This is a genomic window from Streptomyces sp. NPDC048566, from assembly GCF_043199735.1.
In the GTDB taxonomy this organism is placed as follows: domain Bacteria; phylum Actinomycetota; class Actinomycetes; order Streptomycetales; family Streptomycetaceae; genus Streptomyces.
The window spans coordinates 103,715-117,805 of record NZ_JBICWL010000020.1; the positions used below are offsets into that span (position 1 = coordinate 103,715).

Annotated in this window: 12 protein-coding genes and 1 pseudogene; 4 read left to right on the plus strand and 9 right to left on the minus strand. The window is 75.5% G+C overall.

Annotation, left to right across the window (positions count from 1 at the left end; all coding sequences use genetic code 11):
• Positions 1-52: 52 nt before the first annotated feature.
• Together hemG and hemQ are read left to right on the plus strand one after the other, a co-directional pair.
• Positions 53-1,558: a protoporphyrinogen oxidase gene (hemG, locus tag ACGFS9_RS25420; protein WP_393256442.1), complete on the plus strand. Its 1,506-nt coding sequence runs from the start codon at positions 53-55 to the stop codon at positions 1,556-1,558.
• 4 nt (positions 1,559-1,562) lie between these two features.
• Positions 1,563-2,294 carry a hydrogen peroxide-dependent heme synthase gene (gene hemQ, locus ACGFS9_RS25425; RefSeq protein WP_393256444.1) on the plus strand — a complete coding sequence of 244 codons (732 nt, stop codon included), beginning with the start codon at positions 1,563-1,565 and terminating at the stop codon, positions 2,292-2,294.
• Positions 2,295-2,389: 95 nt separating this feature from the next.
• Here hemQ and ACGFS9_RS25430 read toward each other — a convergent pair whose 3' ends face one another.
• From ACGFS9_RS25430 to ACGFS9_RS25445, 4 genes are all read right to left on the minus strand, one after another.
• Complete coding sequence (locus ACGFS9_RS25430) at positions 2,390-3,982, minus strand: alpha/beta hydrolase (RefSeq protein WP_393256445.1); 1,593 nt, start codon at positions 3,980-3,982, stop codon at positions 2,390-2,392.
• Between the two features lie 218 nt (positions 3,983-4,200).
• On the minus strand, positions 4,201-4,965 hold the full coding sequence (locus ACGFS9_RS25435) for a TIGR04222 domain-containing membrane protein (RefSeq protein ID WP_393256446.1): 765 nt from the start codon (positions 4,963-4,965) through the stop codon (positions 4,201-4,203).
• 97 nt (positions 4,966-5,062) lie between these two features.
• Entirely contained in the window at positions 5,063-5,830 is a 768-nt protein-coding gene (locus tag ACGFS9_RS25440) for a DUF4142 domain-containing protein (RefSeq protein ID WP_393256448.1), read from the minus strand.
• A 400-nt stretch (positions 5,831-6,230) separates the two neighbouring features.
• Positions 6,231-7,676, minus strand: coding sequence for a DUF692 domain-containing protein (locus ACGFS9_RS25445; protein ID WP_393256449.1), 1,446 nt, complete (start codon positions 7,674-7,676; stop codon positions 6,231-6,233).
• Positions 7,677-8,114: 438 nt separating this feature from the next.
• Here ACGFS9_RS25445 and ACGFS9_RS25450 point away from each other — a divergent pair, with 438 nt between their 5' ends.
• On the plus strand, positions 8,115-8,933 hold the full coding sequence (locus tag ACGFS9_RS25450) for an SAM-dependent methyltransferase (RefSeq protein ID WP_393256462.1): 819 nt from the start codon (positions 8,115-8,117) through the stop codon (positions 8,931-8,933).
• Positions 8,934-9,059: 126 nt separating this feature from the next.
• On the opposite strand, the gene ACGFS9_RS25455 is transcribed toward ACGFS9_RS25450, so the two are convergent.
• Both ACGFS9_RS25455 and ACGFS9_RS25460 read right to left on the minus strand, forming a co-directional pair.
• On the minus strand, positions 9,060-9,983 hold the full coding sequence (locus ACGFS9_RS25455) for a helix-turn-helix domain-containing protein (protein WP_393256450.1): 924 nt from the start codon (positions 9,981-9,983) through the stop codon (positions 9,060-9,062).
• A gap of 124 nt (positions 9,984-10,107) precedes the next feature.
• Positions 10,108-10,353 carry a DUF397 domain-containing protein gene (locus tag ACGFS9_RS25460; RefSeq protein ID WP_393256464.1) on the minus strand — a complete coding sequence of 82 codons (246 nt, stop codon included), beginning with the start codon at positions 10,351-10,353 and terminating at the stop codon, positions 10,108-10,110.
• Between the two features lie 286 nt (positions 10,354-10,639).
• Between ACGFS9_RS25460 and ACGFS9_RS25465 the strand changes: the two genes are divergently transcribed.
• The gene (locus tag ACGFS9_RS25465; RefSeq protein ID WP_393256451.1) at positions 10,640-11,113 is read left to right on the plus strand and encodes a hypothetical protein; all 474 of its coding nucleotides are present in this window, start codon (positions 10,640-10,642) and stop codon (positions 11,111-11,113) included.
• A gap of 177 nt (positions 11,114-11,290) precedes the next feature.
• Here the strand turns inward: ACGFS9_RS25465 and ACGFS9_RS25470 are convergent, their stop codons facing one another.
• The 3 genes and pseudogenes from ACGFS9_RS25470 to ACGFS9_RS25480 form a co-directional block, all read right to left on the minus strand.
• Positions 11,291-12,019 (minus strand): peptidyl-tRNA hydrolase, encoded by a 729-nt coding sequence (locus ACGFS9_RS25470; protein ID WP_393256453.1) that lies wholly within the window; start codon positions 12,017-12,019, stop codon positions 11,291-11,293.
• Between the two features lie 402 nt (positions 12,020-12,421).
• Complete coding sequence (locus ACGFS9_RS25475) at positions 12,422-13,279, minus strand: polysaccharide deacetylase family protein (protein WP_393256455.1); 858 nt, start codon at positions 13,277-13,279, stop codon at positions 12,422-12,424.
• A 445-nt stretch (positions 13,280-13,724) separates the two neighbouring features.
• A pseudogene (locus ACGFS9_RS25480) lies at positions 13,725-14,091 on the minus strand (slipin family protein); the annotation flags it as partial.

Consider the following 14,091-nt stretch of genomic DNA (forward strand, 5'->3'; position numbering starts at 1 on the left):
GGACACCGGGCTGCCCGGCGGTCGCGCCGGCGGGGTCTGAGAAGGTGGGGACATGCGCGAAGAGGACGTTCACACGGGTCGGGGGCACGTCGTGGTGGTCGGGGGCGGCATCGCCGGACTGGCCGCCGCCCACCGTCTGCTGGGGCGCGGTCTGCGCGTCACGGTGCTGGAGGCGTCCGACCGGCTCGGCGGCAAGCTGCTCACCGGTGAGATCGCGGGCGCGCGGGTGGACCTCGGCGCCGAGTCGCTGCTGGCGCGCCGCCCCGAGGCCGTGGCCCTGGCCCGCGAGACCGGCCTCGGCGACCGCCTCCAGCCGCCCGCCACCGCCTCGGCGTACCTGTGGAACCGGGGGACGCTGCGGCCCATGCCCAAGGGGCACGTCATGGGCGTCCCCGGCAGCGCGGGCGCCCTCGCGGGCGTCCTGTCCGAGGCCGGCCTGCGCCGTGTCGAGCAGGACGCCGACCTGCCCCGCACCGAGATCGGCGACGACATCGCCGTGGGCCGTTACGTGGCGGCCCGCCTCGGCCGGGAGGTCGTCGACCGCCTCGTCGAACCCCTCCTCGGCGGGGTGTACGCGGGCGACGCCTACCGGATCTCGCTGCGCCTCGCCGTCCCTCAGCTGTACGCCGCCGCCCGCACCCACACCTCGCTCACCGCGGCGGTCCGCGAGATCCAGGCCAAGGCCGCCGCCGCGCAGCACACCGGTCCGGTGTTCACGGGCATCGAGGGCGGCGTGGGCCGGCTCCCGCTCGCCGTCGCCGCGTCCGTCACCGCACGCGGCGGCGAGATCCTCACCGGGACGCCGGTGACCGAGCTGCGCAGGACCGGCGCGGAGGCAGCCGCGCCCGGCGGCCCCGCCACCGGCGACGGGCCGGGGCCCCGCTGGCGGATCGTCGCCGGCGGCCGGGTGCTGGCCGCCGACGCGGTCGTCCTCGCCGTTCCCGCCCCGGCCGCCGCCGCCCTGCTGCGCGCCGAGGCCCCCGCCGCGGCGGCCGAGCTGGCCCGGGTCGAGTACGCCTCGATGGCCCTCGTGACCCTCGCCTACCGCGGCACCGACGCCGCACTGCCCGACGGCAGCGGCTTCCTCGTCCCGCCGGTCGACGGGCACACCATCAAGGCCGCGACGTTCGCCTCCCGCAAGTGGGCCTGGATCGCCGGGGAGAACCCGGACCTCACGGTGCTGCGCACCTCCGTCGGGCGGTACGGCGAGACGGAGGTCCTCGGCCGTCCCGACGCCGACCTCGTCCGGGTGTCCCGGCACGACCTGCGGGCCGCCACCGGCCTCGACGCCGAACCGGTGGCCGCCCGGGTCACCCGCTGGGACGACGGACTGCCCCAGTACCCCGTCGGCCACCACGCGCGCGTGGCCCGCGTCCGCGAGCACGTCGGCAGGCTGCCCGGTCTGGCCGTCTGCGGCGCGGCCTACGACGGCGTCGGCATCCCGGCCTGCATCGCCTCCGCGAACGCCGCGGTGGACGGACTCGGCGGCGACCGGGGCGGCCTCGACGCGATGGCGGCCGACCCGGTGCAGAGCCTGCACGGCGGAGCGGGAGAATAGCCCCATGAGCGACGACGCCCCCACCACCGAGTCCGGCAGGGTCCCGAACAAGGGCAAGCTGGCCAAGGACCTGAACGAGGTCATCCGCTACACCCTGTGGTCCGTCTTCCGGCTGAAGGACGTGCTGCCCGAGGACCGCTCCGGCTACGCCGACGAGGTCCAGGAGCTGTTCGACCAACTGGCCGCGAAGGACGTCACCGTCCGCGGCACCTACGACGTGTCGGGGCTGCGGGCCGACGCCGACGTCATGATCTGGTGGCACGCCGAGACCAGCGACCGGCTCCAGGAGGCGTACAACCTGTTCCGGCGCACCCGCCTCGGCCGCGCCCTGGACCCGGTCTGGTCGAACATGGCGCTGCACCGGCCCGCCGAGTTCAACCGCTCGCACATCCCGGCGTTCCTCGCCGACGAGACGCCCCGCGACTACGTGAGCGTGTACCCCTTCGTGCGCAGCTACGACTGGTACCTGCTGGCCGACGAGGACCGCCGCCGGATGCTCGCCGACCACGGCAAGATGGCCCGCGGCTACCCCGACGTGCGCGCCAACACGGTCGCCTCGTTCTCCCTCGGCGACTACGAGTGGATCCTCGCCTTCGAGGCCGACGAGCTGTACCGCATCGTCGACCTGATGCGTCACCTGCGCGCCTCCGAGGCCCGGATGCACGTGCGCGAGGAGGTCCCGTTCTACACGGGCCGCCGCAAGGACGTCGCCGACCTGGTGGCCGGTCTCGCCTGAGCGGCCCCGCCGCCCCCGGGCGGTGACCCGCCGGACGTGACACGGCGGCGGGAGCCCTTGCGCAAGGGCTCCCGCCGCCGTCGTGTCCGGCCCCGTCAGGGCTTCTCGGGGACCGGCTCCCCGCGCGGGGCGCAGCCGGCGTCGCGGGCGGGCAGCCGCCCCTCCAGCAGGTAGGCGTCCAGATGGCCGTTGACGCAGGCGTTGGGCCCGCCGCCGATCCCGTGCGTGCCGGCGTCGTGCTCGGTCACCAGCACCGACCCGGGGAGCCGGCGGTGCAGTTCCCGCGCCCCCGCGTACGGGGTCGCCGCGTCCCGTTCGGCGGCCAGCACCAGCGTCGGCGGCAGCGCTCCGGGCCGGGCCCTCACGTCGAGCGGCTGCCGCCGCGGCACCGGCCAGTACGCGCACGGCAGGTTCGTCCACGCGTTGTCCCAGGTCTCGAACGGCGCCACCCGGGCGAGCCGGGTGTTGTCGCGGTCCCAGGTGCGCCAGTCGGTCGGCCAGGGCGCGTCGTTGCACTCCACGGCCGTGTAGACGGCGCGGGTGTTCTCCTGTTCGGCCGCCGCCTCCGGATGCGGGCCGGCGATCTCCACCAGCGGCTCCGGGTCCCCCTTCAGGTAGGCCGACAGGGCCAGCGCGCTGTGCGGCCAGTAGTCGTCGTAGTACCCGGCCTCCAGGAACGCCCCCTGGAGCTGCGCCGGTCCCACCGTGCCGCCCGCCGGCGCCGCGGCCAGCCGCGCCCGCGCCCTCTCGTAGGAGCGCAGCACCTGCTGCGGCGTGCCGCCGAGACCGTAGACGTCGTCGTGCCGCGCCATCCAGGCACGGAAGTCCCACCAGCGGCGCTCGAACGCCGCCGACTGGTCGAGGTTGTTGCGGTACCAGACGCGGCGCGGGTCCGGGTCGACGGCGGAGTCGAACACCATCCGCCGCACGTGGGAGGGGAACAGCGTCGCGTACAGCGCGCCGACGTACGTGCCGTAGGAGGCCCCCATGAAGGTGAGCCCGCGCTCGCCGAGTGCGGCGCGCAGCACCTCCAGGTCGCGGGCGTTGTCGAGCGACGTGTAGTGGCGCAGGCCGTCGCCGGAGCGGGTCGCGCAGCCGCGGGCGTACGCCTTCGCCTGCGCGATCCGCTCCTGCTTGTACGACTCGGAGGGGAACGCCGGGGACACCGTGGGTCCCTTCGGCAGGTGCTCGGGGTCCCGGCAGGACAGCGGCGCGGAGCGGCCGACGCCGCGCGGCGCGTAGCCGACGAGGTCGTAGGCGGCGCCGATCGCCTTCCACTCGGGGAGGAACCCGATCAGCGGGAAGTACATGCCGGACGCGCCGGGGCCGCCCGGGTTGTACACGAGGGCCCCCTGGCGGGCCACCGCGCGCTTGGGGCTCCGCGGGTCCGTGCCGGTGGCCCGGACGCGGCTGACGGTCAGCCGGATCTTGCGGCCGTCGGGGCGGGCGTAGTCGAGCGGCACGGTCACGGTGCCGCACCGCACGTTGTCCGGCAGCCCCTCCACCTCGGGGCAGGTGCCGAAGCGGATGCCGGCGGTCGCGGCGAGCCGAGCGGCGACCGCGGTGCCGCGGGCCTCGGCCGGGCCGGGACCGCTCCCGCCGGAGCCGGGGGCGGCGCCGGCCGGTGCGGCGACGAGGGCGGTCGCCAGCAGGGACCCCGCTGTTCCGCGGAGGACGGCAGCTCTCATCGCGAATCCCTTCGGCGCACGGCAGCGACGCCAAGGATGCTTCGTTCGGCCGCCGGCGAAGTAAAGCACCGGCCGCCGGTGTCGGCGTCAATGACCCCGATGCGCCCCCGCGGGCGCCTTTCGGCCCCCTGCGCGGGCCCTCGCCTCCCCGGCCGGAATCCGGCACGGGCCGCGGGCCCCCCGGGGGCAGGCTTCGCTCCGGGGAGGTGGGCGCGCTCTCAGCGGTCCCGGTGGGCCAGCGCCGCCCGGACGTCCGGTTCGCCGACGGCGCGCAGCCCGCGGACGGCGACCGAGGTGAGGTAGACGCGGTCGTCGTCGGTGGTGCCGGCGTGCCGCGCGAGGGTGCCGAGCAGCCGCTGCCCGGCGGGCGAGGCCCACCGGGTGTACGGGTGGACCTCGATGCGGGCGATCGCGAGGCAGCTCAGGGTCAGCACGAGCGGCAGCGAGAACCAGGCCGCCACCGGTACGCCGTTGCCGGCGGCTCCGGCCGGCAGCAGCAGGGCCGCGACGGCGAGCGCGAGCACCGCGGCCGCGGCCGCCTGGACCTGGCGCACGGCGCCCGCCACGGTGGTGCGGGCCCCGGCGGGGACGGCGAGCCCCGCGGCGACCAGCCGCTCCGCGAGCCGGTGCACGCAGTCCGCGGCGGCGGCGGCCGCCCGCACCGGCGCGATCCGCGACTGCCCCTCCGGGCCTATCGCCCCGAGCACCGAGCGCTCCATCTCGTCGCGCCCGCGCGGGTCCACGACCGTCGCCCAGCCGGTGTGCGCGAGCAGCAGCCGCCGCTGCCGGGCCATCGACACGAGCGTCAGGTCCGCGACCCGGGCCGGGCCGCCCGACAGGAACGCCGCCTCGTACAGCGTCAGGTCGTGCCGGCGTACCGCGTCCGCGTCGACGGTCGCGGCGCGCACGGCGGCCAGGCAGAGCCGCGTGCACGATATGCCCGCCGCGGCCCAGGCCGGGAGCAGGAGAAGGACCCAGAGCATGGCGTGTTTCTATGCGAAGGCCGCGGCGCGCGCCATGCCTTGTCCACTCCGTGGACGGAGTGTTGCCGGTCCGTGACGTTCCGCTCGGCCGGGGTCCTCACGACGTCGCCGACGGCTTGGGGCGGGTCGCGGGCGGCGGGAGCGGGTAGCCCGAGGACGGGGTCACGGGCACCGGCGAGCGCGGGGCCTCGGTCGGACCGGGCGGTGCGGGCGCGTTGGTGAGCGGTGGCGGACTCGCCGTCGCGGCGTCCTCGGCCAGTGCGTCGAAGTCGACGTAGCCGGTGGCCTCCAGCACCTTGATGTGGTCGAGGACGGTGGTGTTGGCGTCGTCGGCGAGATCCCGGACCAGCGCGTTGCGGGTGTTCGCGCGGACCTCGGCGACGAGGGCGAAGACCGTGCCGTGCGCCCTGCGCAGGAGGTTGGCGAAGTCCCGGTCGTACTCGGTCCCGTGGGCCGCGTCGAGGGTGGCGAGCCAGCCGCGCTGCTGGGCGTTCGGCTGGTTGGGCAGTTCCAGGCCGAGGCGCGCGGCGACGCTGCGGACCCGGGCGTCGAGGAAGGTGTGCCCCTCGACGAGGTGCTCGCCGGCCGCCCGGACGGCCCGGGTGGTGCCGCGTTCCTCGGCCTGCTGGCCCGCGGGCAGTTCCCAGAGCCCGGCCAGCCGGACCCGCGTGACGAAGTCCCGGTCCTGGGCCGACAGGGGGCCGTACCGCGTCGCCACGGTCTCCGCGTTCAGGGTGTCCAGGCCGGTGCCGGAGCGGTCCGCGTACGACCAGACCGGGAACGCCAGGGCGGCGAGGGTCGCCACGAGGGCCGTGATGATGAGCCCGGTTCCTCTGGCCGATCCGGAGCGGTTGATGGATCGCATGGTGCCTCCTGTTGCGCCCCGCACGCCGATGCACCGCGTGCGGGGTGGCATGCTACTGCGCCCGCCACGCCGGAGGCGGTCCGGGAATCCACGGTCGCGCGGCGGGCGGAAGGCACCGTTTGCCGGGGTTCGCACCGACGTCGCACCGTGCCGGAACGGCAGGAAGCGGACACGGTTCCCGCCCGCCGGGGCGGCGGTGTTACTCCGGGCACACTCCGCGGACCGGCCGTTCCCGCAGCGAGCGGGCGGGAGGAGAGCCACCAGGCGCGGAGGCCGGGCACGCGGCACTCGGAAGGGTCGCCGAAAGGCGGCGTCCGGGGCGCCGTGTCCCGCGCTGCGCCGGGCGGGCGGCCCGCGCCACCCGCCGCCGCGCGGGCCCGGGCTCGCGCGGCCCGTGCCGTCAGCGGCGCAGCAGCATCCGGCGGGTGGCGCGGGCGAGCCGGGCCGCGGGGTGCCGGGACAGCGGGGCCGGGCCCGAACGCTCCAGCCACCAGGTGCGCAGCCGGCGCGTCTCGCTGCTCTCGGGCAGCCCGGCCAGCAGCAGGTGCTCGGCGAAGTCCAGGGCGTCGCGCCGGTAACCGCCGGTCATCGGGTGCCCCTGGGCGTACGCCAGGAAGGCGGGCCGGTACACCTCCGCGAGGATCTCCGGCAGCTCGGGAGCGACCTTGGCGACCACGTCCGCCCGCTTGGCGGCGAGCGCCCGTGCCTGCACCCCGAGCCGGACCCGGTCGAAGCCCTCGGGTGCGGGCGTTCCCGCCACCAGCGCCGACAGCAGGGCCGCCTGCGCGAGCGCCAGCCGCTGGCGGGCCGCCTCCTCGGCCCCGGGCGCCTCCTCGGCCCCGGCCGCGAGGGTGGCCGGGGCGGTCGCGGCGTGCCCGGCCGCCGGCCCGGTGGCGCCGGGCCGCTTCTCGGACGGCTCCGCACGACCCCCGCCGCGGTGCCCGGACATCGCGGCGGACCCGGTGCGGGCCGGTGCGCCGGTCCGCTTGCCGGCTCCGGCCGTGACCCGCGCCCGGGCTCCGGTCACCGTCCGCCGGATCGCGGACAGTTCCCGCTCCAGGTCGGCGGGTTCGGGGAAGTTGTCGTCGCGTTCCAGGAGGACGCCGGGCGGCGCCACCCGCGAGGCGAGGTCGGCGAGGATGTCGAGCACGGGCCGCGGGACAGGGTGGGCGTGGCTGTCGTGCCAGACGCCGTCGCGTTCGAAGCCTCCGGCGACATGGACGTAGGCGATGGCCTCGACGGGGAGTTCGTCGAGGGCGCTGGCCGGGTCCTCGCCCCGGTTCACGTGGTTGGTGTGCAGGTTGGCGACGTCGACGAGCAGCCGGACACCGGTGCGGTCGGCCAGCTCGTAGAGGAACTGCCCCTCCGTCATCTCCTCCCCGGGCCAGGAGATCAGCGCGGCGATGTTCTCCACCGCCAGGGGTACCGGCAGCGCGGCCTGCGCGGCGCGCACGTTCGCGCACAGCACGTCCAGGGCGTCCCGGGTCCGCGGTACCGGCAGCAGGTGCCCGGCCTCCAGGAGGGGCGAGGCGGTGAGCGGTCCGCCCGCCCGGACGAACGCGATGTGCTCCGTGACGAGCGGTGATCCGAGCGCCTCCGCCCGCTCGGCGAGCGCGGTGAGCCGGGACTCCTCGGGACGGTCGGCGCCGCCGAGACCCAGCGACACCCCGTGCGGGACGACGGTGACACCGCGCTCCCGCAGCCGCAGCAGCGCCTCCGGTACGTGACCGGGGCACACGTTCTCCGCCACGGCCTCGACCCAGTCGATGCCCGGCATGCGCTCCACGGCCGCGGCGATCTCCGGCCGCCATCCGATTCCCGTCCCCAGCCGCCTCGGCTGCTGCATGTCCCCTCCTCGGTCGTGGTGCCCGCCCGGCCTGCCCGTGTGCCGTCTCCTCACGACGCCCGTCCCCCCGGTGTGCCGGTGTCATGGCCCCGACGGCGGGCGCCCAACCCGGTGCGGGGTGCGTTCAGAGGAAGATTTGAGGTTCCGCGGCCCGGCCGGCGTCCCGTGGTACGCGGCCCGGCCGGCGTCCCGTGGTACGCGGCCCGGCCGGCGTCTCGTGGTCCGCGGCCCGCCCGCGGACGGTTCGGCCGGTCCGGGTGCCGGAATCTCGCCGACTGCCGGGACAAGCCCGTCCGTTGTGCGGGATGCTGGGGGCCGGGCCGGGGGAGGGCCCCGCGCGGCGCCGTCGGCGCCGGGCACTGGTCACCCCGACGTCGGCCTCTCTACTATGTCGACCGTCGGGCCAGTCCCGTGGCGCGGCACCGATCTGGGGGAATGATGCAGCCGGACCAGCAGCTGTCCACGGCGATCGACGCCACCGTGCCCACGGCCGCACGCATGTACGACCACTATCTCGGCGGCAAGGACAACTACGCCGCGGACCGCGCGGCGTGCGAGGAGCTGGACAAGGTCGTACCGAGCACGCGGGCGCTGGCGCTGAACAACCGGCGCTTCCTCCAGCGCGTGGTGAGGACGCTCGCCCGGGAGCACGGCATCCGGCAGTTCCTGGATCACGGATCGGGCCTGCCCACGCAGAACAACGTGCACCAGGTCGCCCAGCAGATCGACGAGACGTCCCGCGTCGTCTACGTGGACAGCGATCCCATGGTCCTCGTGCACGGCCGGGCCCTGCTGGACCAGAACGACCGCACCGCCGTCATCCACGCGGACCTGCGCGAGACCGACCAGATTTTCGCGCACCCCGACACCCGTCGCCTGATCGACTTCTCGCAGCCGGTCGCCGTGCTGTTCAACTCGGTGTTCCACTGCATCCCGGACAGTGACACGGACGGCCCGCTCGCGGTGATCGAGCGGGTCTCCGCGCGGCTCGTCCCCGGCAGTTGCATGGTGATGTGCCAGCTCGTCAGCGAGGACCCCGAGGTCCGCACGTTCGTCACCGACTTCATGGACACCGCGACCCAGGGCCACTGGGGCCGGGTCCGCCAGGAGAAGGACGTGGCGACCTTCTTCGACGGGATGGAGATCCTGGAGCCCGGTCTCGTGGAGGTGTCCACCTGGCGCCCGGACAGCGAGGTGGTGGCGCGTCAGCTCACCCAGGAGTGGATCGAGTTCGGCGGCGTCGGCCGTATCCGCTGACCCGACGGACCGCGGCGTTCGCGCCGCGGTCCCGCGCGGGCGGGCGGGTGCGCCGCCGGCCCGCTCCGGCAGCCGCAGGTCGGCGGCCGACGGCCGGCCCCGGCGCGCGGTCGGGTCTCCGCCGTCTCAGGGGGCCGGGCTGTAGCGGCGCTTCACCGTGTCGCGCAGCAGCGCCAGCGACTCGCGTGGGCTGAGCGCCTCGTCGGCGAGCCGGTCGAGCACCACGCGGTACTCCTCCGTCTCGTCGCGGTCCTCCAGGAAGTTGGCGCTGCGGATGTGCTCCAGGTAGACCACGTCCGGCAGTTCGACACCGCCGAAGCGCAGATAGGTGACCGGGATGGCCGGCGCCGACGCGTTGGTCACGTCGAGCGGGACGACCTGCACGATCACATGAGGGCGGGACGCCATCTCGACCAGGTGCTCCAGCTGCTCGCGCATCACCTCGGGGCTGCCGAGGACGCGCAGCAGGACCGACTCGTCGACGACCGCCCACAGATGGGGCGCGTCCTCCCGGTCCAGCAGTTGCCGGCGGCGCATGCGCAGTTCCACCCGCCGCTCGACCTCGGCGGCCGGGGCGGTGGGCAGGCCGCGCTGCACGACCGCCCGGGTGTAGGCCGGGGTCTGCAGCAGGCCCGGCACGTACTGGATCTCGAAGGTCCGGATGGTGGTGGCCGCCTCCTGGAGCCCGACCAGCCGGTCGAACCACTCGGGCATGAGCCGCTTGTCGTAGCGCTGCCACCATCCCGGCTCGCCGGCCCGCAGCAACAGCCGGAGCAGCACGGACACTTCGTAGTCGTCGGTGCCGTAGAGGGAGAGGAGCGAGCGGACGTCCGCCTCCGTGGGAGGCTTGCGGCCCTTGCCCGCCTCGATGCGGGACAGCTTCGCCGGGCTGAACCCGAGGGCCCGCGCCGCCTGTTCCTGGGACAGGCCCGCGTCCTCACGCGCGCCCGCGAGCTGTACGCCGACCAGCATCTTCAGCAGAGTGGGCGCGGGCTCCGACCGACTCAGATACGGTTCGAGGCGGGAGGCGCGGGGTGACTCGACAGACATCCTGGCTCCCAGTCGACCGGCAGAAGACAGCCCAAATTATCGCACCGCTCCGGTCCGTGCCGCATGCGAAGGCGGAAGTGGGACACCCCTCCTCCGCTTCGCCGGGACCGGCGTCGGGATTCCGTCATGCGTGAGGACCTCCCAGGAGGTGATCGAATTCGCCGTCCTTCGCGCCGGCCAGGAAGGCGGCCACCTCCGCCGGCGTGTAGACGAGGGCGGGGCCCTCGGGGTCGCGGGAGTTGCGCACCGCCACACCTCCCTCGGCCAGACTGGCCACCTCGACGCAGTTCCCCTCGGCGTTGCTGTGGCTGCTCTTGACCCAGTCGGCGGCCAGCGAACTCGCCCGCACTCCGTTCGGCACCGATCGCACCACGCACTCTCCTTGCTGGCGTTCGACCATGTGACGGCGGGCCCATCCGGCACCACGGATGCTCCCGGGCCTCACATGGCTTGATCCTTCCCTTCCACCTCCGTGCAATTTCTCGTGCAATTGCACGAAGGCGCTGTCGGGGTGGATACTAGCGGCGGCGCCAACATCCTTTCCAGCGCCAGGTACTGACGTTGTTTCAGAGAACGCCCCCGGGGCGTTCCCGGGGCCGGGGCGTCGAGCGGCCCGCATCACCCGACACTGTCCGACGCCTTCGGAGGGAGCGGACATGGCAACACCACTCGAGAACCTGGCACGCGTGCCGTGGGGCGAGATCAAGGACTCCAGCGGCTCCGCCCAGGCCATCCCGCTCCTGCTGAACGCCGTCGCCTGGGGGGACGAGACGACGGCCCGGGCCGCGCTCCACGACTTGCGGGAACGAATCTGCCAGTACGGATTCGTGGTCGAGCAGGCCACCGCCGCCACCGTCCCCTTCCTGTGGGAACTCCTCGAACTCCCGCAGGTCGCCTGCCGGGTGCAGATCGTCCAGTTGCTCAAGGACATCGCCGACGCGCGCCAGTGGGAGCGCACCGCCCGGGCCTACCCCAAACTGCTCAACCGCCGAGAGAACTACGTGGGCTGGGAGCGCGAGGCCCGGCAGGCCGTCCGCGCCCGCCGCGGTTCCCTCCAGCACCTGCTCGACGAACCGGACACCGAGCTCGTCCGCGCCACCACCGAACTCGCCTCCGCGCTGGCCGACTGACGCGCCCGGGCCCCCGCACCGCCCGTCCGAGCGCCGCAGGGGAGCGCTCCGGCGGACGCGTCGCGGACCGCGCAGCGCCGGTCGCACGAGGCGGCCGCGGATACCGGCTGCCGGGACGGCCGCTCGGTCCGGCCGACGAGGCCGGCCCTCCGGTACGGAGCGCGGGTGGGGCCGGCCTCAGGGGCCGGACGACCCGGCCCGGTGCACGCCCTCGACCGCGACGGTCTCCCCGGGCGCGATCTCGGTGAACCCCGCGTCCCGCACCAACGGGCCGCCGGCCCCCATCAGTTCCTTCCAGTGGACCGGGTCCGCGGTGCGCACCGAGAGCGGGAACCCCGCCGCCCGCCAGGCCCGCTTCTCCTCGTCCGTCAGCTCCCACCAGGTCAGCTGGGCGCCGTGACCGGTCTGCGCCATCGTCTTGCCGGCCGACATGGCGAGCCCCGGATTGAGCCACAGCACGGGCGCGCCGGGATCGGCCGCTCCCGGCGGCTCCGGATCGTCGAGGTCGGTCCCCGAGACCTGGAGCCGGGCCAGGTCCTTGGGCCAGCCGTGCAGCGGAACCGGCGGGAAGACCCGCACCTCGGCCGACCCGCCGGTCACCGTGATGCCGGGCAGCGCCTCGGCCCGCCGCCACTCGGCGCCGCGCGCCCGGCGGACCACCTTGCGGATGCGGGCGTCCTGCCAGTCCCGCATCGCCTGCGCCCACGCGCCGTCCCCGGCCGACCGTTCGTCGGCCAGGATCGTCAGCACGGCCCGCGCCGAGGTCTCCAGCGCGTCGGTGCGGGCCGGGGGCGCGGTCTTCTCGATGTGCACGACCAGCGGCAGCACGAACTGCGGTGCCTCGTCGCGTGCGGTGGGCTCGGTGCGGAAGGGGCCTGCGTCGGCGGGGAGTGGTGTGCTGCTCACCCGCTCCAGTCTGCCAGGCCGGTGATCGGCCCCGAGCGCCCGCCCGCGCCCGCCGCCGGGATCCGCCCCCGCGCCGTGCCCCGCCCGCGGCGGTGCCGTGGGGGCCTTGCGTCCCGCCCGGCCGGAGCGGGCGGGACGCCCGGGCTCCCTACCGGTGCGCACGGGCCGCCGCGGTGCGGGAGGCGGGGTCCGCGGCAGGGCGGGCGGTGGGGCCCGCGGCACGGCGCGCGGTCCGTAAGCGGCGGACCGTCGCCCGCCAAAACCGGGTCCGGACCCGGGCGGACCCGGTCCGGGCCGTCCGCCCCGCCGCGGGCCGGCGGCGGCCCACGGCACCGGCGTCCGGCCGCCGCGCGTCCGGTCCGGAGGCGGCGGGCGCCGCGCGGCACACCGGCGGAGGGGCACTCAGCGTCGGCCGGCCGAGGCGCCGATCAGCTGGGACACCTTCACGAACCGGAAGCCCCGCTTGCGCAGTTCGGGCACGATGGTGTGCAGGGCGCGCTCGGTCACCGGGGCCGCGCTCCGGGTGCAGTGCATGACGACCACCGAGCCCGGGCGCACGCCGTCGAGGACCTGCCGTGCCACGGCGTCCGCGTCCGTCGCGAAGGCGTCGCCGCTGACCACGTCCCACTGCACGGCGGTGACGCCGACCGCGCTGAGCGTCCGCAGCGAGCGCTGGTCGTAGCAGCCGCCGGGGAAGCGGAAGTAGGGCATCGCGTTCCGTACGCCGGCCCGCTCGAAGGCGGTGTACGCCCGCTCCACGTCCGCCCGCATCGCGTCCTCGGACACGGTGGGCAGGCCGTAGCAGTCGCCGGTGAAGGCGTAGTGGCTGTACGAGTGGTTGCCGATCTCGAACTGCGGGTCCCGCCCGATGTCCCGGGCCTCCCGTGGGTACTGGTCGGCCCATCTGCCGGTCATGAACACGGTCGCGGGAACCTTGAACGCCCGGAGCGTCCTGATCAGCGGCGGGTTGTCGAAGTGCTCCCCGGCCGCGGCCCGGGGCCCCTGGTCGGCGGTCATGTCGGCGTCGAACGTCAGCGCGACGGTCTTGTCCGGGGTCCGCGGGCCGTTCGTGAAGACGGGGGTCAGGCCGGCGGGACCCGGTGCGAGCGTCGGGGGCCGCGAGGGCGCGGCGCTGGTGGCGGGCGCCGCCGGGGCCCGGCGCGCGGCGTGCGGGGCCGCGGGTCCGCCGCACGCGGTGAGCGCGGCGCCGAGCGCGCCGAGCGCACAGGTCAGGGCGATGCTCCGTACGGAAGTGATCACCGCATGACGATAGAAAGTACATCGGATGAAAAGCCCGATGTGTGGACGTGGCGCCCGTATTCAGTGACTACGTCACCCGGCTGGGGTCACCCGGTCGGCGCCGTCGGCGAGCGGTCCCCTGCGGCACGCCTCCCATCGCGGCCGGGCCGGGGTGCGCGGGTTCGAGGGCTCCGGGTGCTCCCGGAGCGGCCCGTCGGCGACTCGGTCGCGGCGCCGCTCCCGGTCCGCGAGGACGGGACGCTCGGATCGTGGCCGCCGGAAGGGGAGTGGCGGCCGGGAACGTCTCCGCGGACCGCCGTCGCGCGCCCCTTTCGGCCGTCCTTCTTGCTCGGCGGTGCCCCGCGCGCACGCTCCCTCGGCGGTGCCCGGCGCGCACGGCCCCGAGATCCGCCGTGCCGGACCGGGCGGGTGAGGCCCGCTCGCCGGCGACTGGCGCGGCCTGCGGTCAGTCGAGGGGCCGCTCGCGCAGGTCGTCCCGTTCCTCGTGCCCGGCCGCAGCCTCCGGCTCGCGTGACTCCGGCAGGGCTCCCGGCACCTCCAGGTCCCCGAAGGCGCCCGGTATTCCCAGCCCGTCCGTGCCGCCGAACGCGTCCGGGACGCCGAGGCCCTCCGGCAGCCGGGTCGCCCGGTCCGGACCGGCGCCCTGCCGCCCGTCCGGCGGGGGCGGGGTCTCGCGGGCCCGTTCGGGCTGCCGTTCGGGAGGGGCGGGTGCCTGGCCGCCCTGCTGGGCGCGTTCGAGGAAGCGCAGGAGTTCGACGGGGAAGGGCAGGACGAGGGTGGAGTTCTTCTCGGCGGCGACGGCGACCACGGTC